Consider the following 21,734-nt stretch of genomic DNA (forward strand, 5'->3'; position numbering starts at 1 on the left):
GGCTCACTCCAGAAAAGCGCCGTTCTCCGGTGTACAGACATAGGTTTGCGCCCGCAAGCCCGTGCGCTTGTGATACTCCTCGGCCACGGCGCGTCGCACATCTTCAATCAGGTTCGTCGGCACTAGCGCAACCGCGCATCCGCCAAACCCACCGCCGGTCATTCGAGCGCCCCCCTGCGCACCCAGCACCTGCTGAATAATTGAAACCAGCGTGTCGATTGGCGGCACGGTTATTTCAAAATCGTCCCGCATAGAGTCATGCGATTGCGCCATCAGCCGGCTCACGGCTCGGTAATCGGATTCAGCCAATGCCCGGGCCATTGCCAGGGTTCGCGTATTTTCTGACACCACATGGCGTGCCCGACGGAACACCACATCCGACATCGCTGATTGTGCCTGTAGCAGGCTCTCAATATCGACTTCTCTCAGGGAATTGACCCCCAACACGCCGACAGCCTGCTCACATTGCTGACGACGAAGGTTGTACTCGCTTCCCACCAGTCCGCGCTTGACGTTTGAGTCGACGATGACAATCTGGAATTCGGGGTCAATAGCACGATGCTCAAACTGCAGCGACTCACAGTCCAGAAGCAGAGCGCCCCCCTGCTTTCCCAGCGCGGAGGCCATCTGATCCATTACGCCGCAGGAACAGCCGACAAATTCATTCTCGGCCCATTGGCCGAGCAACGCCGCATCGACGCCAGAGAGAGGCAACTCATAAAGGCTGGCGATCGCTTTGAGCAAGGCAATCTCCAGGGAAGCGGAAGAGCTCAGCCCCGCGCCTTGTGGCACATTACCGGTGATGGTCAGCTCCAATCCGCCCACGGGGTGCCGGACCATTAACGCCTTGAGTACACCTCGCACATAGTTGCTCCAGGGTTGAACCGGATCCTGCGTGATATCGTCGAGAGAAAAATGACTGGCGTCCCCAGAATAATCCAACGCCAACACCGACACCTTCCGATCCGGGCGTTTGGCGGCGGCCACCCAGGTGCCAAAATTGATGGCTGCTGGAAAGACAAAACCGCCGTTATAGTCGGTATGCTCACCCAGCAAATTGACGCGCCCCGGGGCATAGGCCACCGTTTCGGGCCGGCGGCCAAAGGTGCGCTCGAAAGACTGTGTCAGTTTTTCCGTTTCGTCCATCATTCCACCTGCTGTTTGTAGTGAACACGGGGCAAAGCCCGCAAACGTTCTGCCGCCTGTTCGGGCGTGAGATCGCGCTGCGCTTCCGCCAACATTTCATATCCCACCATAAACTTTTTCACACTCGCCGAGCGCAACAAGGGCGGGAAGAAGTGAGCGTGCAACCGCCACTCGGGGTGACTCTCTCCGTCAAACGGGGCGCCGTGCCAACCCATGGAGTAGGGAAAAGACGTTTGAAACAGGTTATCGTACAGAGTGGTCAAGTGCTGGATAGCCTCCGCCAGTAACCGGAAGCGGTCCGTGCTGAGCTCCGATAAGCGCGCTATGGGAAAGCGCGGTAGCAGCAGGGTTTCATAGGGCCAGGCCGCCCAATAGGGAACCACTACCAACCAGTCCTGGTTCTGAAACACTACCCGGATTTGTTGTGCCGTTTCGCGCTCGACATAATCGTCCAACATGGTGCGGCCCCGCTCCTGGAAATACCGGGCAAACCGTTCCTGTTTTCGCGCCGCCAATGTGGGCAGCTGTTGCTGCGCCCATACTTGCCCATGAGGGTGAGGGTTGGAGCACCCCATCATCGCCCCCTTGTTCTCAAACACCTGCACCCAGCGGTACTGCTCACCCAGTTCCCGGGTCTGCTCACACCAGCAGGCCACAACACGCTCCAGTTCATCGATACCCAGCTCGGGCAAGGTCTTACTGTGATCGGGCGAAAAGCAGATAACCCGACTGCAGCCCTGTTCGGACGCCAGAGTAAACAGTGGATCCTGGTCCTGCGTGACCGGTGTATCCGGTGTGAGCGCCGCAAAGTCGTTGTCGAACACATAGGTCGCGGCATAATCGGGATTCGGCTCACCGTTTACTCGGTGATTACCGGGGCAGAGGTAACAGGTGGCATCGTACGCCGGTCGGCGATGGGTATCGGGATCCTCGGACTGCCCCTGCCAGGGGCGTTTGGCACGATGTGGAGATACCAACACCCAGTCACCGGTCATGGGGTTCAGGCGTCGGTGGGCATGCTCAGCCGGATCAAACCTGTCATTCATAGTGGGTCACTCATTACTCCTGAACCAAAGCGCATGGACGGCCGATACGGCGCCTGGGGATAAGCAATGAGAGTAACAGGCGCCGGAAGAATTACCATGAAGGTTATCGGGTTCCGACTCAGTTTTGAATGTCAGGATCTATCGCCGGAGCGATAAATGAGTGTCTTTTATGCCTATTTTTATATATATAACGAAATAATATTGCTCTGATGATCAAAAAAACACATCCAGCCACCAATAATATGATTTATATTAGTTTTTGATGGCCTTTTCATGATTTGCCAGGTTTGACCACTCCGCTCGCGGCCTTTTTAAGCCTGACGCCGCTCCATCCGCCAGGCCAATGCGAAAAACACCAGCCCCGCCACGGCCGTGGTGGCACCGACATAACCCGTCGAACTCCAACCCAAGCCCGCCGAAATCGCCAGGCCTCCCAGCATAGGGCCAATGGCATTCGCCGTATTGAAGGCCGCGTGGTGGGAGGCGGCAGCCAGGGTCTGGGCGCCCACCGCCACATCCATCAGGTGGGTCTGAAGGGGCGGTGATACCGCCGCCACCGTGCCCACCAGGAAGGTCATCATCAGAATGCTCCACAGCTCACCGGTGGCCGAAGGGAACACCAGATACACCGCCAGGCTCCAGAGCAACGCGCCGCCCACCGCCTTGAACTGGAATTTGTCGAACAACCAGCCGCCGAGAATATTGCCCAGAAAGCCGCCCGCGCCGAAGGTCGCCATGGCGATGGGAATCCAGCCTTTTTCCACCTCGGTGACGTACAGCAGGGTAGGGGCCAGATAGCTGAACACGCAGAAGACGCCGGCAAAGCCGGTGGCACCGATCATCAGGGCCAGCCATACCTGAGGGCGGTGAAACGCCTTGAGTTCGGCCACCGGGCGGTTACGGGGCTGGTTTCGGTCCAGGGGCAGGTAAATGACAATCAGGATCACCGTCAGAAACGACACCGCCGCGACCAGGACAAAAGCATAGCGCCAACTGATGGACTGACCCAGCCAGGTTGCCAGCGGGTTGCCGATCAACACCGCCAGGGTCAGCCCGATCATCACCCGGCTGACCGCCTTGCCCCGATCACTGGGCGGCGCCAGACTGGCCACCACCAGAGCGGCCACCCCGAAATAGGTACCGTGGGGCAGGCCGGCAATAAACCGGAATGCCAGCAGCGACTCATAGCTCGGCGCCAGGGCACTGGCGATATTGGCCAGGGTGTAAAAGCCCATCAGACCGATCAGCAAGTGCCGCCGGAACAGCCGCGCGCCAAACACCGCCAGCAGCGGTGCCCCCACTACCACACCCAGTGCGTAGCTGCTGATGACATGACCGACCTGAGGCTCGCTCACCCCCAGACCCTCGGCGATACCCGGCATCAGGCCCATGGTGGCGAACTCCCCGGTACCGATACCAAAACCGCCCACGGCCAGGGCGATTTCGATCAGCCACATCTGGGCTTTGGTCAGGGTCGGGCTGGTGGAAGTGGTCATGTGCGGTCCGTAACTGTGAACGACGCCACCGCCGGCATGCCGCCTACTGTGCTGCATACCGTCATTCGGAGCGTTGTTGTGATTGTCGTTTGTGGGGAAAGAGGCTTATGGTGGGCTGCACCACAAAGGCGCGCATTGTACCCCATTTCGGGTAGCTCGCGCAGGGCGTCTCGATGAGGGCGCCGCGCAATATCTGGCCCTGACGCCCGCCAATCACTATACTGAGTGGTTTTCCCACGCAGAGCATTACCGAAGGATTCTGTTATGACCAACCGCGCCGTGATCCACACCGATAAGGCCCCGGAGGCCATCGGCACTTACTCGCAAGCCGTCAAAGTCGACAATACCGTTTACCTGTCGGGCCAGATTCCGCTGAACCCGGAAACCATGGAGTTGGTGGACGGAGGCTTTGAAGCCCAGGCCGAGCAGGTCTTTAAAAACCTGGCCGCCGTGTGTGAAGCCGCCAATGGCAGCCTGAACCACATCGTCAAGCTGAACCTCTATCTGACCGATCTGGACAACTTTACCGTGGTCAACGAAGTCATGGCGCGCCACTTCCGCCAGCCGTTCCCCGCCCGTGCTGCGGTGGGTATCAACCAGTTACCCAAGGGCGCGCTGTTCGAAGCCGAAGGCGTCATGGTGCTTTAATCAGCCCTCGGTCAGTGTTTTGGCGCCGCGAAGCATAGCGTGGACCAGCTCCTCGGCGTCGAACTTGGTGAGCGCTTCATTGGCACCAACCTGATGGGCATAGCTCACACTCATTTCGCTGTTCAGTGAGGTGTGCAGAATGATGTAAGCGTGGCTCAGCGCCTTGTCGTCACGCACGCTGAAGGCCAGCTCGTAACCGTCGAGCCCCGGCATTTCGATATCACTCACCAGAATATCAATGGCGTTGTTGCCTTTGGCCGCCTGGCGCATTCGCTGCAGGGCTTTTTCGCCATTGGTCAGTACCTGGTAGGGAATATTCAGTCCGTCCAGCGCATCCTGGAGTTGCTTGCGGGCCACATGGGAGTCGTCCACCAGCAGGATATTCAGCGGCTTGAGCTGTTCACGCTGGACATCGGTCAGCACCGCCCGACGGCGGCCCGGCGGATCGGGGTAAACCTGGGCAAAAAGCAGTTCCAGGTCGATCAACTGAACCGCCTGATCCTCGTGCATATACAGGCCGGTGACAAAGGCCCTCTTGCCCAGCATCTGCGGGGGCGCCTTCACCTCTTTCCAGTTGGCATCCACAATCCGGTCGATACCGCGCACCAGAAAGCCAATGTCCTTGCGCTGGCAGTCGGTTATGATGATCGACCCCTGACGCATCTCCTCGTCGGACAAGGGTTTGTAGCCCACCGCCGCCGCCATATCGATGACCGGAATGGTTTTGCCCCGCACGGTGGTCGCGCCGAGAATCGCCGGGTGTTCCTGCAGAATGCGGTTGAAACGGGTATAGGGAATGATCTCACGCACCTTGAGCGTGCCCATCGCAAAGCTCTGAGTAGGCGTAAGCTTGAAAAGCAGCAGTTTCTGGGCGTGTTGCGCCTTACCGTTCATGGGCAGTCCCGGAGTCCGAAGTGAGTCTGGTGTCAGGGGGATACACTAGCGTATCGGCGGTTTGCGCGTAAACCGAAGGGAATCAGGCAATTTTCTGGGCTGGCCCGGCCGCCGGGTCCTCGGGAATCGCTTCGGCAAAGGCCTTCATCACATAATCCACACGGGCCTCCGGCGTCTTGTGCAGGCCGGCCTTCAGGGACTCAATATGGCGCAATCGGGGTAGCAGTCCCAAGCCGTTAGCCACCTGAATCGCCAGCCCCGGACGGGCATTGAGCTCCAGGAGCTGGGGTCCCCGGCTTTTATCGAGCACAATGTCGGTGCCGATGTATCCCAGACCGGTCATTCCATAGCAGCGCGAGGCGAGCACCAGCATTGAGCGCCAGTCCGGCACCTTGATTTCGTTCAGGGGCTTCTTGGTGTCCGGGTGCAAGGAGACGCCCAGACCGAACTGGACCGCCTTCAGGCAGCGTCCCGTGGCAATATCCAGCCCCACGCCCACGGCGCCCTGGTGGAGATTCGCCTTGCCATCGGAGGCATGGGTGGCCAGGCGCAGCATGGCCATCACCGGGTAGCCTTTGAAGACCACCACACGGATATCCGGCACGCCCTCGTAGGAATAGCCCTCAAAAATATCGTCGAACTCAATCAGGTCCTCGACGATCACCACATCGGGCTTGCCCCCCAGGGAGTACAGACCGGCGAGAGTGTTGGACATGTGCCGACGGATTTCTTCAATGTCAATTTCCGCTCCGGAGGCCTTTACAAACTTGCCCCCATTGCGGCCAGTAATCACCAGAATGCCTTTACCGCCGGAGCCTTTGGCGGGCTTCACCGCGAAGCCATCGAGTTCGTGAAGCTGTTTCTCGATGTGGCTGATCGCGTGCTGCTCCGACACCACAAAGCGCAGGGCCGGCGTTGCCAAACCAAACTCCTCAGTGAGCAGTTTGGTTTTCAGTTTGTCATCCACCAGCGGATAGCGCGAGCGGGTATTGTAGCGGCCAATGAACTCCCGGTTGCGGGCATTCATGCCGAGAATACCCAGCTTTTTCAGACGCCAGGGGCTGATCCACTTCATGGTTTGTCCGACCCCGCGGCGGCTTCCTGCTCCAGCGCCATGGCCCGGAACCGGCGCAATTCCGACAATTTATAGCCGGTGTATTGGCCCATCAGCATGATCAACGCCAGGATCACCAGGTTCAGCTCCGGAAAGTTGAAGCTCAGATGGTTGGCCAGGGGCAGTTGCATCAACAGATACGCCATCACCGCCACCAGCAGACTGCCCCCGCCCTGAATCACCACTTCGTGGGCACCTTCCTCCTCCCAGAGAATCGACATGCGCTCGATGGTCCAGGCGATGATGATCATCGGGAAAAAGGTGATGGTCATACCGGTACTGAATCCCAACTGATAGCCGAGCAGGCTCAGCATCGAAATCAGGAAGATCACCAGCACCACCAGCGTCGCGATCCGGGCCACCAGCAACAGGTTCAGGTGTGAGAGGTAGCTGCGCAGCATCAGCCCGAGCGACACTACCACCACAAAACTGATCAGGCCGGGCAGCAGTGAGGTTTGCAGAAACGCCAGGGAGATCAGTACCGGCATAAAGGTACCGGAGGTTTTGAGGCCCACAATAATGCGCATGAACACCACGACCAATGCACCCAGCGGCAACAGGAAAAGCATTTTGAACATGCTCTGCTCTTCAATGGGAAGCTGCTGAACCCCCAGCAGGGCGAAGGCACTGTCACTGAATTGCGCCACCGCCAGCTCTTCAGCGGGCACGGTCTGGCGGATCATGGAGAAGCTGACCCCGGAGTTTCGCCCCCCGGTGACGTCGAGCAGGGACGCTCCGCCGCGATGCCAGAGCACCAAGTTCTCCGGCACGCCCTGTTCACCGGTCTGAGGGTTGAACAGCACCCACTCCTCGCCATTGTAGGCTTCCACCATCGGGGTCAGTGTCTGGCGGCGACGGGCGTCTTCCAGAAACAGACCCATGACCTGGCGGGCGGGAATATCGGCCTGGTTCAGCAGCCGTTCCAGCAGCAGGGAACGACTGCCCACCTCTTCGATCAGCAACGACGCATTCTGATCGCCGGTCGGGTTGTTCAGTCGCTTGATCAGCTCGCGGGTCAGGCTCTCGGGGGTACTGGATGTCTCCAACGCCTGAGACAACAACTGATTGGCCGCTGTATCCTGCGGCTCTTCCCAGTACAGTGAGCGGGGCTTCGGCGCTTGTTGCTCATCATCGGGGCTTGGTTGCGGCCCTACTTCCGACACACCACCGATCAGTTGCGCTTTGTAATACAGCGTTTGAGGCCCCCTCGCTTCGCGTTTGGACCACTCCCCCCGGCGATCACCACCCTCTTCGATGATGGAGAAGCCGTACCCGGGGGACGTTGCGTGTTCGGTGTGCAGGCGGAAATCCGGCGGATTATCGGGCAAATCCAGGCTGACCAGCACCTCGCCCCCGGTGGCCTGAAAATCGACCCGGGCTTCCACCAACCAGACCGGCCGCTGCTCACCGGGCCAGAAGGGCAGCTCCATTTCCACATGCCGGGCCCAGGCGGTCGCCAACCCGGCCACCACCAGACTCACCACAATCAGGTAGAAGGGGACGCGGGATTGGGTCATTCGTCAGTGCTCTTGTCGACATCCGAAGGTTTGGGCGGTTTGGGTTCGGTAATATTATCCCGGGCGACGTCTACCAACATGACATCGCGCAGGACATTGCGGCCAATTAACAGGGGAAACTCCATATGGCTGCGATCTGACAGGGTGAATTCCGCCATCTGGGTCAAGGAGCCCATGGTGATGCGCATTTCCACCACCGGGCGTTTTTCAACATCTTCGCTGCTGGCCTGAATAATACGGACTTTGCGCGACCGGGGACGTTCCAGCTCCACCAGCTGGTCCAGGGCCGGGTCGTGAATTTTGAACCGCACCCACTCATCACCGTTGCGCTCAAAGATCTCAATCTCCCGGGCGTCCATGGAGGAGGTGGTCGCGCCCGTGTCGACCCGGGACTGCAAAACAATTCCCAGGTCCGTCAGCAGTACCCGCTCTTTGGCACCTACGACCTTTTTGTCCATGGCGTCACCGGGAACCGGCAGAGCCAGGCCCTGCGCACATTCGCTACCAGCGCCCCTGGACTCACGCCCGTCTCGTTCACTTTCAACCAGATCGCGCAGCGCTTGCTCATCCTGTTGCTGCAGCTCAATGCTCTGGCGCAGCAGCTCCAGCGCCTCGGCAATTTGCTGCTGTTGTTGCTCAAAAGTCAGATCGCGCTGCTGTTGTGCCAACAGGCACTGATTGGCGGCTTCCATATCCGCTTTTTTGACGAGAACGTGATGGGTGCTGCACGCCGAGAGGAGTGTCAATAACGGCAGCAAGGCCACCCATTTCAGGGGACGGTTGTTCATGTTTCCCTTCCGATTGATGATCATATTCATACAGTGTACCCCAGTGCGGGGGCTGGCGGCGTCAACGGCCTGCGTTACAAAGGTTAAGGCCTGGAAATTGTTCAATAGCGGGGCGCGTAGTCATCCGGTAGCCGGCGAAACCGCTTGTATTCCCATTGATATTGGGTCGGCGCTCTGAGCACACAGTCTTCCACGCTGCGGTTCAGGCCGGCGACTGACTCAGCCGCATCCTCCGCGTATATCCGTTCGTCTGCGGGCAGAACCACCATTTTGAAACCTTTTGGAACCCGCTGGGCGAACACACTCACGACCTTGCAGCCAGTGCGTTGAATCAGACCGTGCACCAGTGTCATGGTAAGCGCCGGTTGCCCGAAGAAGGGCGCCACTTCCGCACCATTGCCACGCTCGGGCACCTGGTCGGGCAGAATCGCGACAATCTCACCCCGCTTCAGCGCTTTAAGCAGTTGACTGACTCCTCGGCGATTGGTCGGCGCCATATCGATATTGTCTTTGCTGCGCCCTTTGAGAATCATCTCGTCCAGTGCCGGCTGACGAGGCGGCTGGTAGAGCGCCGTCAAACGGGCGTAGCTGGCCAGAAAGGGACCAACCGCTTCCCAGTTGCCTAAATGGGGCGCAAGAACCAGTACACCTTGCCCTTCGGTCAGGGCCGTCTTGAGCGCCTCGTCGTTTTCCACCTCGACAATATGCCGCTGCAGCCATTCCCAGGAGTGCAGCCAGACCGCCGCCGCCTCCGCGACGGTTTTGCCGGTCTCGGTGAGGCTCTGGCGCACCAGCCGCTCCCGGGCCCGATCTTTGATATGGGGCTGGCACAGTGCCAGGTTCTGCCGGGTAATACGGGCAGAGCGGCCACTGCTGAGCCACATCAGCCAGCCGGCAAAGCCGCCGAACACTCGCCCCACAGACAACGGCAGGCGCCCGAGGAGCTTCAACATCCATACGGCGAACCGTTCTTTCATGCCTAAACCACCGTTAAATCGCCAAAGTGCGCGCAGTTTACGGCAACCAGCCGTACCAATCACCCCCCAACTACCGCTATAATTCGCGGCTGTTTTCGCTCAGGGCCCTGGTGCACCATCAGCGTCCTGGCGACTGGCGCGTTATATAACGCGACTTCAATTTCTCGACCTCATGCTCGGAGGCAGGTTACCCGTGTCAGACAGTCAAACCCCCGCCGGCGCCCACTCGCCCGATGTCAGTACCTTTCAGGGGCTGATTCTCGCCCTGCAATCCTACTGGGCACGCCAGGGCTGCGTGATCCTGCAACCGCTGGACCTGGAAGTGGGCGCGGGCACCTTTCACCCGGCCACCTTCCTGCGCTCGATCGGCCCGGAAACCTGGAACGCCGCCTACGTGCAGCCCTGCCGCCGGCCCACCGACGGCCGCTACGGCGAGAATCCCAATCGGCTGCAGCACTATTACCAGTTTCAGGTGGTAATGAAGCCCTCCCCGGCCAACATTCAGGAGCTGTACCTGGGTTCGCTGAAGGAGCTGGGCATTGATCCCGCGATCCACGACATCCGCTTTGTGGAAGATAACTGGGAATCGCCCACCCTCGGGGCCTGGGGCCTGGGCTGGGAAGTCTGGCTGAACGGCATGGAAGTCACCCAGTTCACCTACTTCCAACAGGTGGGTGGCCTCGAGTGCTACCCGGTCACCGGCGAGATCACCTATGGTCTGGAGCGGATTGCCATGTACCTGCAAGGGGTGGACTCCATTTACGATCTGGTCTGGACCGTGAACCCGGCGGGCGACAAGGTCACCTACGGCGATGTGTTCCACCAGAACGAAGTGGAAATGTCCAAATACAACTTCGAGCAGGCCGACACCGAGTCGCTGTTCAACAGTTTTGATGTCTACGAGCGCGAGAGCGAGCGCCTGATCGGGGAGGGGCTGCCCCTGCCGGCCTATGAAATGGTGATGAAGGCCTCCCACGCGTTCAACCTGCTGGACGCCCGTCACGCCATTTCCGTGACTGAACGGCAGCGCTTTATTCTGCGGGTGCGCAGCCTGGCCCGGGCCGTCGCTCAGGCCTACTTCGACGCCCGCAAGGCCCTGGGCTTCCCCCTGGCCCCCGAAGCCCTGCGCAATGAACTTCTCGCGGCAGAGGGAGACGACCAATGAGTGCCGATTTTCTGTTTGAACTGGGCACCGAAGAGCTGCCCCCCAAAGCCCTGAAAACCCTGATGAACGCCCTGCGCGAGGGCATCGCCGGCGGCCTGGACACCCAGGATCTGGACTACGATGCCATTCACGCCTACGCCAGCCCGCGCCGCCTGGCGGTATTGGTAAGAGACCTGGCCGAGCAGACCCCGGTCAAAGAGGTGGTCACCTACGGCCCGCCGGCCAAGATTGCCTTCGATCAGGACGGCAACCCCACCAAGGCCGCCGAGGCCTTCGCCAGTAAAAACGGCCTGAGCGTGACCGAGCTGACCACCGAGAATGACGGCAAGGCGGACAAACTGGTGGCCCGCTCCAAGGCCGGCGGCCAGTCGGTGGTAGAGCTGTTGGGCGATATCGTCAATGACGCCCTGGCCAAGCTGCCCATCGCCAAGCGCATGCGCTGGGGCGCCAGCCGCACCGAATTTGTCCGTCCGGCCCACTGGCTGGTGATGCTCTACGGCGACGAAATCGTCGACGCCGAAGTGCTCGGACTGCGCGCCAACCGCTGCACCCGCGGCCACCGCTTCCATTACAACCACGAGCTGGATCTGTTCAACCCGAGCGACTATCTCGAGAAGCTGGCCTCCACCGGCTATGTACTGGCCGATATGGACGCCCGTCGGGACCTGATTCGCGAGCAGGTGGACGCGGAAGCCAAAAAAGTCGGCGGTACGGCGGTGATCGACGACGATCTTCTGGATGAAGTGACCGCGCTGGTGGAGTGGCCGGTGGCGCTGCTGGGCAACTTCGAAAAGCGCTTCCTGAACGTGCCCGCCGAAGCGCTGATTGCCTCCATGAAAGAACACCAGAAGTACTTTCACCTGGTGGACGCTCAGGGCAAGCTGATGCCCCACTTCATCACCGTGGCCAATATCGAAAGCGACGATCCGGAACAGGTCATCGACGGCAACGAGCGGGTGATCCGCCCGCGCCTGTCCGATGCTGCCTTCTTCTTCGATACCGACCTCAAGCACACTCTGGAAAGTCGCCGTGAGCAGCTCAAGCCCATCGTGTTCCAGAAACAGCTTGGCAGCGTGTTCGAGAAAACCGAGCGCATCGCGGCTTTAGCTCACATAATTGCTGCAGAGATCGGAGCAAACCCCTCGCTAGCAACACGTGCCGGCCAACTGTGCAAGTCTGACCTAGTCACCGAAATGGTCTTGGAATTCGACAAAATGCAGGGCATCGCTGGTTACTACTATGCTCGCAACGACGGCGAGCACGAAGAAGTCGCCCAGGCCATGAAGGAGCAATACCTTCCCAAGTTTGCCGGCGACGCGCTGCCGGAAACCACTACCGGAGCCATCATCGCCCTGGCGGACCGCCTGGATACAATTTCCGGCATTTTCGGCATCGGACAGCAGCCTACAGGCTCCAAAGATCCGTTTGCTTTACGCCGAGCGAGTCTCGGAGCTTTGCGCCTTTTAGTAGAGAAAAACTTAGACCTAGACTTACGCAAACTTTTGGTAGACTCGTTAACCTTGCACGGCCTCATCTCAGGAACCCCCAAAGCGGGAGCTCCACTCAACCGTATCTTGGACTATATGCTCGAGCGCTTCCGCGCCTGGTACGAAGACGCCGGCATTCCGGTGGAAGTGTTCCTCGCGGTGAGTGCGCGCAAAGTCAGCAATCCTCTGGATATCGACCAGCGGGTGAAGGCGGTGCACGAGTTTTATCAGTTGCCCCAGGCCCAGGCGCTCGCCGCCGCCAACAAGCGGGTAGCCAATATTCTGGCCAAGTCCGGCGCGCCGGCCGGTGAGCTCGACCCCGCCCTGCTGCAGGAGTCCGCCGAAAAAGCGCTGGCCGAAGCGGTGCAGGCGAAAGCCAAGGTGGTCGAGCCTCTGTTTGCCAAACGCGCTTACACCGAGGCGCTGACGCAACTGGCGGACCTGCAGGAGCCGGTGGATGCTTTCTTCGACCAGGTAATGGTCAACGCGGAGGATGACAAGCTGCGCAATAACCGTCTGGCACTGCTGCAGCAACTGGGTGACCTGTTCCTGGCGGTCGCCGATATTTCCCTGCTCGCTCCGGCGAAAGGCTGAGCCATGAAACTGATCATTCTGGACCGGGACGGCGTGATCAACGAAGACGCCGGCGATTACATCAAGTCCGTCGAGGAATGGCAGCCCATTCCCGGCAGCATTGAAGCCATCGCCCGGCTCAGTCGGGCCGGTTTCACACCGGTAGTGGCCACCAACCAGTCCGGCCTCGCCCGGGGCCTTTTCGACCTGGACGACCTGGAGGCCATGCACGCCAAACTTACCGCCCTGGTGGAAGAAAACGGCGGCAAGCTGGAGGCGATTTTTTACTGCCCCCACCACCCGGACGAGGACTGCAAGTGCCGCAAACCCAAAACCGGCATGCTCGATGCCATCGAGGCGGTGTTCAACACCTCGGTGCAGTCGGCCTGGTTTGTGGGCGACACCAGCAAAGATCTGCAAGCAGCCCTGACCAAGGGCTGTCAGCCCTGCCTGGTGCGCACCGGGCGCGGACGTGAGACCGAAGCCGAACTGGCCTCGTTCCTGGATGCCGCCGAGCTGGAACAGGTGCGCATTTTCGACCACCTGGAGGCCGCGGTGACAGCGCTGCTGTCAGAGCCCGAACAGGCCGACGCCGCCCCCTCCGATCCGCAAGACCACGAAGGACAGCCTTAACCGTGTTGTACAAAGCCTTTCTCTACGTCCGCACCACGATTTTCGATATTGGCTACTACGGATCGGGGATCCTGTTTGGTGCTTTGAGCACACTGATCTGGCCGTTTCTTCCCTACCAATGGCGCTACCGGCTGATCAATCAGTGGAACCGCTTTGTGATGTTCTGGCTCTGGTTCTGCTGCAATATCCGCATTGAGGTGCGAGGCGATATCCGCAACGATCTGCAACCCTATGTGGTGATGTCCAAGCACCAGGGCGTGTGGGAAACCTTGTACTTACAACTGTTCTTCCAGCCCATCTCCACCATTCTGAAAAAAGAACTGCTGCGCATCCCGTTTTTCGGTTGGGGCCTGGCGGCACTGAAACCCATCGCCATCGATCGGAGCAATAAAACCCAGGCGCTGCGTGATGTGAAGAAGAAGGGCGTCCAGGCCATCAAGGATGGCAATAACGTGCTGATTTTCCCGGAGGGTACCCGCACCCGTCCCGGTCAGGTGGTGCCCTACGCCCGCAGCGGCGCCGATATTGCCTGCACCGCCGGCTGCCCGGTCATCCCAGTGGCCCACAATGGTGCCGAATGCTGGCCCCATAAGGATTACCTGAAGTACCCGGGCACCATCACGATGGTGATCGGCGAGCCGATTTCCAGCGAGGGCAAAGATCGCAAGCAGTTGACCGAAGAAGTCCGGGACTGGATCGAGTCCACCGCCAAAACCCTCCCTGTCGGCCGCAAAGACGGCCGCAGACCCTGGCTTGAATCATCACCAGACCAATAAATAACGGACATATCAATTCGTAACGTCCGGCCCGCCATGGGGAATACCGTTGAGACGGACAAAAAAGGGCCGACACAAAGGTCGGCCCGTCAAGCGAGGGGATTCGCCGTCGTTGGAAATCGACGGGTTTACTGACAGGGCACCTTGCCCAAGCTCAGTACGTAGTAGATATCGCCCGCGAGTGGCGAGTTGAACGGCAGCTCGCCGTACTTGCCAGCGGTCGCGCTCACGTAATCAATCAAGTCCTGTCCCGCATCCAGCCGGAAATCATTGATCGTATCGCGAGACGCCACGGTGTACTGCTGAGACAGATCACCGACACTGCCCGACGCATCCGTCAGCGCACGCTGGGTTGAGGCGTTGATATCGCACGCGCTATTACCGAACCATAGGTAAACCCCATCGGCGCGGTAGCTGCCGCCGCTGACATCGCGGGTCAGGTTGCCCTGCAGCTCGTCCAGCGCGCTGTTGATATCGTCTTTCTCCTGGAAGTCGCCATTGATGACCAGCGCATTGTCCTCCCATAGAAGGTCGGCACCCACGCGGACACTGATGATGTCTTTGCGGTAGTTCATGAACAGGTTGTTCCACATATGGGACGTGCCCCGACGGATCAGCGGAACCCGGCGCGCCGTGTTGCCAAACTCGAAGTACAGATCATCCCGGGTCACAAAGGCATTGTGGTGCATGGTAGTGGTGATGTTTTCGTTGATCTCACGACTATCACTGGATCCGTGCAAAGCGGCACGTTTGACGTCCACCACCCGGTTGAACGACATGGTGATATCGTAGGCACCGACTTTCACGTCAAACGCCGAGTCACCGGTCAGGTCAAACGTGTTCTTGTGAATCCAGATATCGTGAGACGCACCGGTAGAGCGAATCATGTCCGGGTCCAGTCCGTGATCTTCGGTGTGGCCCGCGCCGCGGAAATCCAGGTGGGTCAGAATCACGCTGTTGGCGGTCTGGGTCGGCTGACCGGAGCTGTCCTTCCCGATGGCAAAACCACTGAAGCGGAAGTAGGCATTACTCATGCGACCGTCGATGGTGGTATTGGAACTGATCACCGGGTTGCGAATGGGAAGGTCTTTATCGTCCAGACGATTGTTGAAGAACTCCTCCAGACACTGATCGTGATCGTTATAGCCGCGATTCGAACACCACTGACGGTAATCGACACACTCCGCCTCGGTACCACCGATACGGCTCAGAACATCCGAGTTGCTGCAGTGCAGACGGTACATGGCCACTTCCGTTTCGGGCGCAAAGTCATTCTTGTCGAACACAATCCAGTGATGATCTTCGCTGCTCATGGCATCAAAAATCTGCTGCTCTACCGAGTCACTGCTGCTTTTGGTAATCACAGTCAGCGTGCTGTTGCCATTGGGGTCATAGCCGCCCAGAGCGTTTTCACCATAGCCCACGGCACGGCCCAGAGTCTGCGCCAGGCATTCAACGATCTCCTGGTCCGTCTGTAGGGCGGTATCACGCCAGTTGACGTTCGGGTTGGTAGCCAACTCCACGCAATCATTACTCAGCGGTCCAGAGTAATCCGGGAAGCTACTGCTCGACTGACTGCTTGAGCTGCTCGAATTGCTGCTGGAGCTGTCCGACGATGAGGAATCGCTGGACGAACTGTCGCTGCTGTCGGACGAGCTGGAAGACGAGTCACTGGACGAACTGCTGGAGGACGAGCCGCCGTCAGATACGTCACCGGTCGCGTTGTAGATTTCAAACTCGGCAATCTGCGGCGCACTGCTGGCGCTGTCGATAACCAGGTTGACTTTGTAAAGGTCTCGGTCACCAAAACCGGTGATGATCCGTTCGCTGCCCAGGGTCGAGCCGGATGCGAGTACTTCATTGGTATCGTGATCTTCCAGACGCCAACTTTCCGTGGCGCCATTGAGCTCTCGGATGATCACGGTATTGAAAGTACCACTGAAATTTTTTACTCCGATGCGTTCACCACTGGTGCCGCTCGGCTGCCAGTAGCTGGCCAGATTGCCGTCATTGACGTTGCCATAGCTGGTACCGCCACCCTTGCTGGAACCGTCGGCGCCACCACTCAGAGCCAGATTACTGCCCAACTCAACCGGCTCACCGCTATCACTGGAAGAATTACCGGACGACGAACTCTCTGAAGAGGACTCACTGGAACTGTTCTGACTGCTGGAAGACGAGCTGGATGACTGCTCCCCGCCGCCACTGACCGGCGCATCCAGGCAATCGGTCACGATACCGGCGCCCGCATTGGCCAACACGTGAGCCTTGGTATCCGCCGCAAACAGACGACTGTAGCTGTACGGGGGCAGATAGCTGGTGGTGGACTGCACATCAGGTCCGGCAATCACGCCATCGCTGGGGTACTCAACCCAATTGACGTTATTGAAGGTATTATCTTCAACGTCCCAGTAGCCCAGCTCACTGCTGTAGAAGGAGACGATCGGGTTCTGAGCGTCTTCGAACACATTGCCCTCAATACGCAGGGTGGCCCCCATACGTGAATTGATCCCGGTGCTGATCACGCCATCGTAGTAGTTATTGACGATATGCCCTTCACCAAAGCGGAACAACGGCAAGCGCGAGTTGGCGTTCTCCCAGTGGTTCCCCCAGAAGGTGATCCGGCGGTCGTAATCGTCACCGTCACTACTTCCCCACAGGGAGGTTTTCCAGCTATCACGCAGGATGTTATAGCTGATGGTGATGTTGTCGATCTCACCTTTACCACTGACCAACTCGTCGTAGTAGTCCTTGTCCACGTCCAGCGAGTTGTAGAAAGTATTGTGATCGATCCAGATATTGCTGGACGGACCGTCAATGGTAATGTGATCTTTATCGCCAATGCGGACATAGCGCATGGTGATGTTGCGCACGATCACATTATTGGCGCGCCAGATCTTGATGCCGATACCATCAAACAGGGCGTTATCGCCCACGCCGATGATGGACACGTCGTTCATGTCCTTGATATCGAATTTGGTCACGTTGGAATTGTCCGGGGTAATGGTGCCATCGACGTAGATGGTCAACGGGGCGCCGCCTTTGTTACTGAGTGCCGCGGCCAGCTCGGAGCCGGTGCTCACCGTCACTTCATCCCCGCCCTGACCACCGGTCGTGCCGGCGCCCAGGGACGCAAAACCCTGAACGGTGTTGGCCTGTTCACAGGACAGCACTTCACCCGGTGTGCCGGGCTGGGAACTCGAAGAACTGCTGGAGGAGCTTTCAGAGGAGCTGCTGCTTTCGGAGGATGAACTATCGGAAGACGTATCCGAGCTGTTGCTTTCGGAACTGGACGACTCCGAGGAGGAGCTACTTGGTGATGTCGACGAACTCGAAGACGATGAACTGGAGCTTCCGCTGTCCGTTGCGCTGTACACTTCGAACTCCGCAATCTGCGGTGCGCCACTCGCGCTCTCGATCACCAGATTGATTTTATACAGGCTCTGGTCACCAAATCCGGAAATGATCCGCTCGGAGCCAAGCGTTGAACCACTGGCAAACACCTCACCGGTGTCGTGGTCTTCAAGACGCCAGCCCGTCGTGGCACCGTTCAGCTCACGAATGATGACAGTATTGAAACTGCTGCCGATGTTTTTCACACCGATCCGTTCATCACTGCTGGAGCCCGGTTGCCAGTAGCTCGCCATGTCGCCATCAATGGCGTTGCCATAGCTGCTGCCACTGGCTTTACTGGAACCATCGGCCCCGGCATCCAGCGCCAGGTTCGGCCCCAGATCAGCTTGAGCGATACAGGCAAAAAATAATGAGGAATAAACGACCTTGGAGGCGTATCGGCTGATACGCCCGGATTGGTTGATGATTGTCATGTGCGTAACCTTGTTTGACGTTATGGTTTTTTGGTTTGCGTCCGTTCAGCACCGCTCCTGTCTCTCACCGGGGATTCAATCACATTCTCAGCCAGCCAAAATGTGAACCAGGTCACACTTATTTAGCCGCAACGAAACCGGTTAGATAAGTTTGAAATAGCGAGAGAGTCGCGATATCAGAGTTTTGAATGAAATACCCGCGGAGCGAACTCCGCGGGTGTCAGCCTAAACCGGGTTGGGGTCAGTCAGATGGGATCAGGGTGCAACGCAATTACTGATCACACCGGCTCCGGCGTTGGCCAGCACATGCCCTTTGGCATCCGACGCTGGAAGCGCAGAGTAGCTGTAGGGCGGTGTGTAGCTGACTGTTGACTGGACATTGGGGCCGGCAATGATGTCGTCCCCTGATCCTTCTTCCCAGGTGATATTTGAGAAAATGTTGTCCTGGACATCCCAGTAGCCGATTTCATCACTGTAGAAAGAGACAATCGGGTTCTGGGAGTTCTCGAACACATTGCCTTCAATCCGGATAGTGGCACCCATCCGCGAATTGATGCCGGTGCTGAGTATGCCGTCGTAGTAGTTGTTGATGACATGACCCTCACCAAAACGGAACAGCGGCAAGCGGGAGTTGGCGTTTTCCCAGTGGTTGCCCCAGAAGGTCACCCGGCGGTGGGAGTCATCGCCATCACTGCTGCCCCACAGAGAGGTCTTCCAGCTATCGCGCAGGATGTTGTAGCTGACCGTGATGTTATCAATATCGTTCTTACCACTGACCAATTCGTCGTAGTAGTCCTTGCCCACATCCAGCGAGTTGTAGAAGGTGTTGTGGTCAATCCAGATGTTGCTGGACGGGCCATCAATGGTGATGTGGTCCTTGTCGCCAATACGGACATAGCGCATGGTGACGTTGCGGACAATCACATTGTTGGCGCGCCAGATCTTGATGCCGATACCATCAAACAGGGCATTGTTGCCCACACCGATGATGGACACGTCGTTCATGTCCTTGATATCGAACTTGCTCACGCTGGAATTTCCGGGCGTGATGGTGCCATCGACATAGATGGTCAGCGGATTGCTGCCTTTGTTATCCAGGGCCGCTTCCAGTTCGGTGCCCGAGGAAACGGTCACCACATCACCGCCGGCACCGCCCGTGGTGCCGCCACCGAGGGAGGCAAAGCCACGCACCGTGTTGGCCTCCTGACAGGAGAGCGGGGAACCCGGATCGCTGGGTACCGAGCTGGACGAAGAACTGGACGACGAGCTCGAGGATGAGCTGCTGGAGCTGGAGGAACCATCCCCGCCGCTGACTTCAATGTAATCGAAGTTCGGCCCACCCGAGGATACCGTGGCATCGGCGCGGATCACATTGCTGCCCGCCGCCAGGTTGACCGTCACGGTCTGGATGTCCCAACTGGACCAGCCACCGGTGCCCTCGAAGTCAACGCTGGAATGCGCCACCTGGCCATTCACGCTGACCGTCATCGGACGGTTGGCGGTAGTGCCGTTGGCGTACCGGAACGTCAGCGTCGCGTTGCCGGAATCCGCCTGATTGACCACCCATTCAATGTAGCTGTTACTGTCGTTGAGAAGGTCAACGAAGCCGCTGCCACTGTAGCCGGAGTGATTGGTGGCCACCACGCCGTCAAAATCGACCGCGTTTTCCGACTCGTAGCGAACGGTTTCGCCGCCAGAATCCGAGGAGCTGGACGACGAACTTCTGGAGCTGCTGGATGAGCTACCGCCGCCGTCGGAATCGTTGTAGATCTCGAATTCGGCAATCTGCGGTGCACTGTTGGCGCTTTCAATAACCAGGTTAACCTTGTACATCTGTCGGTCACCAAATCCGCTGATCACCCGCTCGCTGCCCAAAGTAGAGCCTGACGCTAGCACTTCGTTGGTATCGTGATCTTCAAGACGCCACCCGGTGGTGGCGCCATTGAGTTCACGGATGATTACGGTATTGAACGTGGCATCAAAATTTTTCACGCCGATCCGCTCATCACTGGTGCCACTGGGCCGCCAGTAACTGTTCAGATCGCCGTCATTGACGTTGCCGTAGCTGCTGCCACCGCCTTTGCTCGAACCATCCGCTCCGCCGCTGAGGGCAAGATTGCTGCCGAGATCGGCGTGGGCGATGGTTGCCAGGGAGCTGCACAGAGCCACTGCGAGGCACCGGCGTAAGAACCGGTTGGGGTTGATAGTTTCCATGATGCTTGAACCTTTTGATTAACGTTATGGTTGTCGGTTTAGGCTGTACGCATCCTTTCAGCACCGCTCCTCTCTCACGGGGCGATTCAAGCACATCGGGAAATTTCAAAAACGAGACGTCGTTCGCAGTTCGGGCCAGTCAAGTCCTGGCCCGAAACGACTTTCGTCAGAATCTTTTTCGGTTAGACAGATTTGAAATGCTGAAGATTTTTTATATTAAAAATGTTTAGATCGATCAACAACCTACGCTGGGTTGATTAAGTAAAAGCCCGGAAGGTCATCCCGTTTCGACCCGCAGCTTTGGTTTCATAGAGCGCCTGATCGGCGGCATTGACCAGCTTGGTGGCCAACACGCCGGGGCCGGCATTGGCGGCGGTCACCCCGATACTCAGAGTCAGGGGTATCTCCACGCCCTCTGCCGTCACCGGTCGACACTGACCCGCTCGACCAACCGCCGCGCCAGAAACTGTCCCATTTCTGCCGGGCACTGAGCGGCAAACACCAGGAACTCATCGCCCCCGTAGCGCGCCACCACATCCTGCGGCCGAACAGCACCCCGGAGCCGCTGCGCCACTTCTCGCAAGACTTCGTCACCGGCGACGTGTCCATAACGATCATTGACCTGTTTGTAATAATCCACGTCGACCAGCATCACACAAACATCTGAGCCCGACCGCTGCGCCACCGCCAACTCCCGTTGCATCAATACGTCCATCCCCTGGCGATTCCAGGCCTTGGTCAGTGGGTCGATCAGGGCGTTCCGCCGGGCTTCATCCAGCTCTTCAAGTAACTGGGTCTGTTCCGCACTGAGCGCCTCCACCCTTAGCTCGTTCTCCACCCACGCCGCCAGACTGCGCAAGGTATCTTTCTGCTCCTCCGTTAAGGTTCCCGGCACATAATCCACCAAACACAGAGTGCCGACCAGTTGGCCCTGATATTGAATGGGCTGGCCCGCGTAAAAACGGACATGGGGGTCGTCGGTAACCGCCGGGTGGTCATGGAAGTCCGGGTGCACTCGCGCGTCTTCGACCAGCAGCAGTTCATCATGGTTGATGGCGTGGGCGCAGAAAGCGACATCTCTCGGAGTTTCCGGCACCCCGAGTCCCTGCGCGGATTTGAACCACTGTTTGTCCCGGGAGATCAGGGTGACCAGCGAAATCGGTACGTCAAACAGTCTGCACGCCAGTCGGGTGATCCGGTCAAAGCGTTCCTCGGCGGGGGAGTGGACCATCGCCAGGGCGTCAACGGCGGCTGTGCGTTCAGCCTCATTGGCGGGGATGGCGGGTTTTTTCATGGAGAGACTGCCTTTGGGTTTTTGTCGGGTTACGCCTTTGGCTAACCCGACCTCTCATAACTCAGTCAAGTCCCTTTATTTAATCATTTTACCTGCCTGTTGGGCACACGAGTCTGCTGGCATTGCCTGAGTCGTTGAC

At 58.5% G+C, this 21,734-nt stretch carries 17 protein-coding genes; 5 read left to right on the forward strand and 12 right to left on the reverse strand.

Translation table 11 applies throughout. The features are described 5' to 3' along the window. Positions 1 to 3: 3 nt before the first annotated feature. From galK to CMG77_RS09660, 3 genes are all read right to left on the reverse strand, one after another. The gene (galK, locus tag CMG77_RS09650) at positions 4 to 1,146 is read right to left on the reverse strand and encodes a galactokinase (protein WP_286875422.1); all 1,143 of its coding nucleotides are present in this window, start codon (positions 1,144 to 1,146) and stop codon (positions 4 to 6) included. After that, complete coding sequence (locus tag CMG77_RS09655; protein WP_286804615.1) at positions 1,146 to 2,192, reverse strand: UDP-glucose--hexose-1-phosphate uridylyltransferase; 1,047 nt, start codon at positions 2,190 to 2,192, stop codon at positions 1,146 to 1,148. Before CMG77_RS09655 ends, galK begins: the two co-directional genes overlap by 1 nt. 311 nt (positions 2,193 to 2,503) lie before the next feature. Continuing rightward, a complete protein-coding gene (locus CMG77_RS09660; protein WP_286804616.1) occupies positions 2,504 to 3,688 on the reverse strand; it encodes an MFS transporter in 1,185 nt (394 codons plus the stop codon). A 264-nt stretch (positions 3,689 to 3,952) separates the two neighbouring features. Between CMG77_RS09660 and ridA the strand changes: the two genes are divergently transcribed. Continuing rightward, entirely contained in the window at positions 3,953 to 4,336 is a 384-nt protein-coding gene (ridA, locus tag CMG77_RS09665) for a deaminase RidA (protein WP_123638667.1), read from the forward strand. On the opposite strand, the gene CMG77_RS09670 is transcribed toward ridA, so the two are convergent. The 5 genes from CMG77_RS09670 to CMG77_RS09690 all read right to left on the reverse strand — a co-directional run bounded on the left by CMG77_RS09670 (position 4,337) and on the right by CMG77_RS09690 (position 9,626). Further along, a complete protein-coding gene (locus CMG77_RS09670) occupies positions 4,337 to 5,230 on the reverse strand; it encodes a chemotaxis protein (RefSeq protein ID WP_286804617.1) in 894 nt (297 codons plus the stop codon). An 82-nt stretch (positions 5,231 to 5,312) separates the two neighbouring features. Continuing rightward, the gene (locus tag CMG77_RS09675) at positions 5,313 to 6,305 is read right to left on the reverse strand and encodes an alpha-L-glutamate ligase-like protein (RefSeq protein ID WP_286804618.1); all 993 of its coding nucleotides are present in this window, start codon (positions 6,303 to 6,305) and stop codon (positions 5,313 to 5,315) included. After that, positions 6,302 to 7,861: an inactive transglutaminase family protein gene (locus CMG77_RS09680; protein WP_286804619.1), complete on the reverse strand. Its 1,560-nt coding sequence runs from the start codon at positions 7,859 to 7,861 to the stop codon at positions 6,302 to 6,304. Before CMG77_RS09680 ends, CMG77_RS09675 begins: the two co-directional genes overlap by 4 nt. Further along, positions 7,858 to 8,649 (reverse strand): ATP-dependent zinc protease family protein, encoded by a 792-nt coding sequence (locus CMG77_RS09685; protein ID WP_286804620.1) that lies wholly within the window; start codon positions 8,647 to 8,649, stop codon positions 7,858 to 7,860. Before CMG77_RS09685 ends, CMG77_RS09680 begins: the two co-directional genes overlap by 4 nt. 101 nt (positions 8,650 to 8,750) lie before the next feature. Next, entirely contained in the window at positions 8,751 to 9,626 is an 876-nt protein-coding gene (locus tag CMG77_RS09690; RefSeq protein WP_286804622.1) for a lysophospholipid acyltransferase family protein, read from the reverse strand. Positions 9,627 to 9,819: 193 nt separating this feature from the next. Between CMG77_RS09690 and glyQ the strand changes: the two genes are divergently transcribed. From glyQ to CMG77_RS09710, 4 genes are read left to right on the forward strand one after another with little or no spacing between them, the layout of a single operon-like run. Continuing rightward, a complete protein-coding gene (gene glyQ / locus CMG77_RS09695) occupies positions 9,820 to 10,791 on the forward strand; it encodes a glycine--tRNA ligase subunit alpha (RefSeq protein WP_024461667.1) in 972 nt (323 codons plus the stop codon). Then, on the forward strand, positions 10,788 to 12,872 hold the full coding sequence (glyS, locus tag CMG77_RS09700; protein WP_286804623.1) for a glycine--tRNA ligase subunit beta: 2,085 nt from the start codon (positions 10,788 to 10,790) through the stop codon (positions 12,870 to 12,872). The genes glyQ and glyS overlap by 4 nt, the downstream gene beginning before the upstream one ends. A 3-nt stretch (positions 12,873 to 12,875) precedes the next feature. Next, complete coding sequence (gene gmhB, locus CMG77_RS09705; RefSeq protein ID WP_286804624.1) at positions 12,876 to 13,484, forward strand: D-glycero-beta-D-manno-heptose 1,7-bisphosphate 7-phosphatase; 609 nt, start codon at positions 12,876 to 12,878, stop codon at positions 13,482 to 13,484. Between the two features lie 2 nt (positions 13,485 to 13,486). After that, the gene (locus CMG77_RS09710; protein WP_246004400.1) at positions 13,487 to 14,260 is read left to right on the forward strand and encodes a lysophospholipid acyltransferase family protein; all 774 of its coding nucleotides are present in this window, start codon (positions 13,487 to 13,489) and stop codon (positions 14,258 to 14,260) included. Positions 14,261 to 14,388: 128 nt separating this feature from the next. Here CMG77_RS09710 and CMG77_RS09715 read toward each other — a convergent pair whose 3' ends face one another. The 4 genes from CMG77_RS09715 to CMG77_RS09730 form a co-directional block, all read right to left on the reverse strand. Then, complete coding sequence (locus tag CMG77_RS09715; RefSeq protein WP_286804625.1) at positions 14,389 to 18,087, reverse strand: pectate lyase family protein; 3,699 nt, start codon at positions 18,085 to 18,087, stop codon at positions 14,389 to 14,391. Between the two features lie 255 nt (positions 18,088 to 18,342). After that, positions 18,343 to 20,301, reverse strand: a complete 1,959-nt coding sequence (locus CMG77_RS09720) for a pectate lyase family protein (protein ID WP_286804626.1) — start codon at positions 20,299 to 20,301, stop codon at positions 18,343 to 18,345. Between the two features lie 257 nt (positions 20,302 to 20,558). Beyond that, entirely contained in the window at positions 20,559 to 20,711 is a 153-nt protein-coding gene (locus CMG77_RS09725) for a diguanylate cyclase domain-containing protein (RefSeq protein ID WP_286804627.1), read from the reverse strand. 11 nt (positions 20,712 to 20,722) lie between these two features. Further along, positions 20,723 to 21,595: a GGDEF domain-containing protein gene (locus CMG77_RS09730; RefSeq protein ID WP_286875427.1), complete on the reverse strand. Its 873-nt coding sequence runs from the start codon at positions 21,593 to 21,595 to the stop codon at positions 20,723 to 20,725. Positions 21,596 to 21,734 lie beyond the last annotated feature (139 nt).

The sequence above is a fragment of the Marinimicrobium sp. genome (assembly GCF_002695945.1).
GTDB classification, from domain to species: domain Bacteria; phylum Pseudomonadota; class Gammaproteobacteria; order Pseudomonadales; family Cellvibrionaceae; genus Marinimicrobium; species Marinimicrobium koreense.

Excerpts from the sequence above, each read along its gene's own strand:
- CMG77_RS09730 (WP_286875427.1), bottom strand. The coding sequence starts at position 21,595 with ATGAAAAAACCCGCCATCCCCGCCAATGAGGCTGAACGCACAGCCGCC.
- CMG77_RS09720 (WP_286804626.1), bottom strand. The coding sequence starts at position 20,301 with ATGGAAACTATCAACCCCAACCGGTTCTTACGCCGGTGCCTCGCAGTG.
- galK (WP_286875422.1), bottom strand. The coding sequence starts at position 1,146 with ATGGACGAAACGGAAAAACTGACACAGTCTTTCGAGCGCACCTTTGGC.
- CMG77_RS09685 (WP_286804620.1), bottom strand. The coding sequence starts at position 8,649 with ATGAACAACCGTCCCCTGAAATGGGTGGCCTTGCTGCCGTTATTGACA.
- CMG77_RS09675 (WP_286804618.1), bottom strand. The coding sequence starts at position 6,305 with ATGAAGTGGATCAGCCCCTGGCGTCTGAAAAAGCTGGGTATTCTCGGC.
- gmhB (WP_286804624.1), top strand. The coding sequence starts at position 12,876 with ATGAAACTGATCATTCTGGACCGGGACGGCGTGATCAACGAAGACGCC.
- glyS (WP_286804623.1), top strand. The coding sequence starts at position 10,788 with ATGAGTGCCGATTTTCTGTTTGAACTGGGCACCGAAGAGCTGCCCCCC.
- ridA (WP_123638667.1), top strand. The coding sequence starts at position 3,953 with ATGACCAACCGCGCCGTGATCCACACCGATAAGGCCCCGGAGGCCATC.
- CMG77_RS09715 (WP_286804625.1), bottom strand. The coding sequence starts at position 18,087 with ATGACAATCATCAACCAATCCGGGCGTATCAGCCGATACGCCTCCAAG.
- CMG77_RS09660 (WP_286804616.1), bottom strand. The coding sequence starts at position 3,688 with ATGACCACTTCCACCAGCCCGACCCTGACCAAAGCCCAGATGTGGCTG.
- CMG77_RS09670 (WP_286804617.1), bottom strand. The coding sequence starts at position 5,230 with ATGAACGGTAAGGCGCAACACGCCCAGAAACTGCTGCTTTTCAAGCTT.
- CMG77_RS09680 (WP_286804619.1), bottom strand. The coding sequence starts at position 7,861 with ATGACCCAATCCCGCGTCCCCTTCTACCTGATTGTGGTGAGTCTGGTG.
- CMG77_RS09690 (WP_286804622.1), bottom strand. The coding sequence starts at position 9,626 with ATGAAAGAACGGTTCGCCGTATGGATGTTGAAGCTCCTCGGGCGCCTG.
- CMG77_RS09655 (WP_286804615.1), bottom strand. The coding sequence starts at position 2,192 with ATGAATGACAGGTTTGATCCGGCTGAGCATGCCCACCGACGCCTGAAC.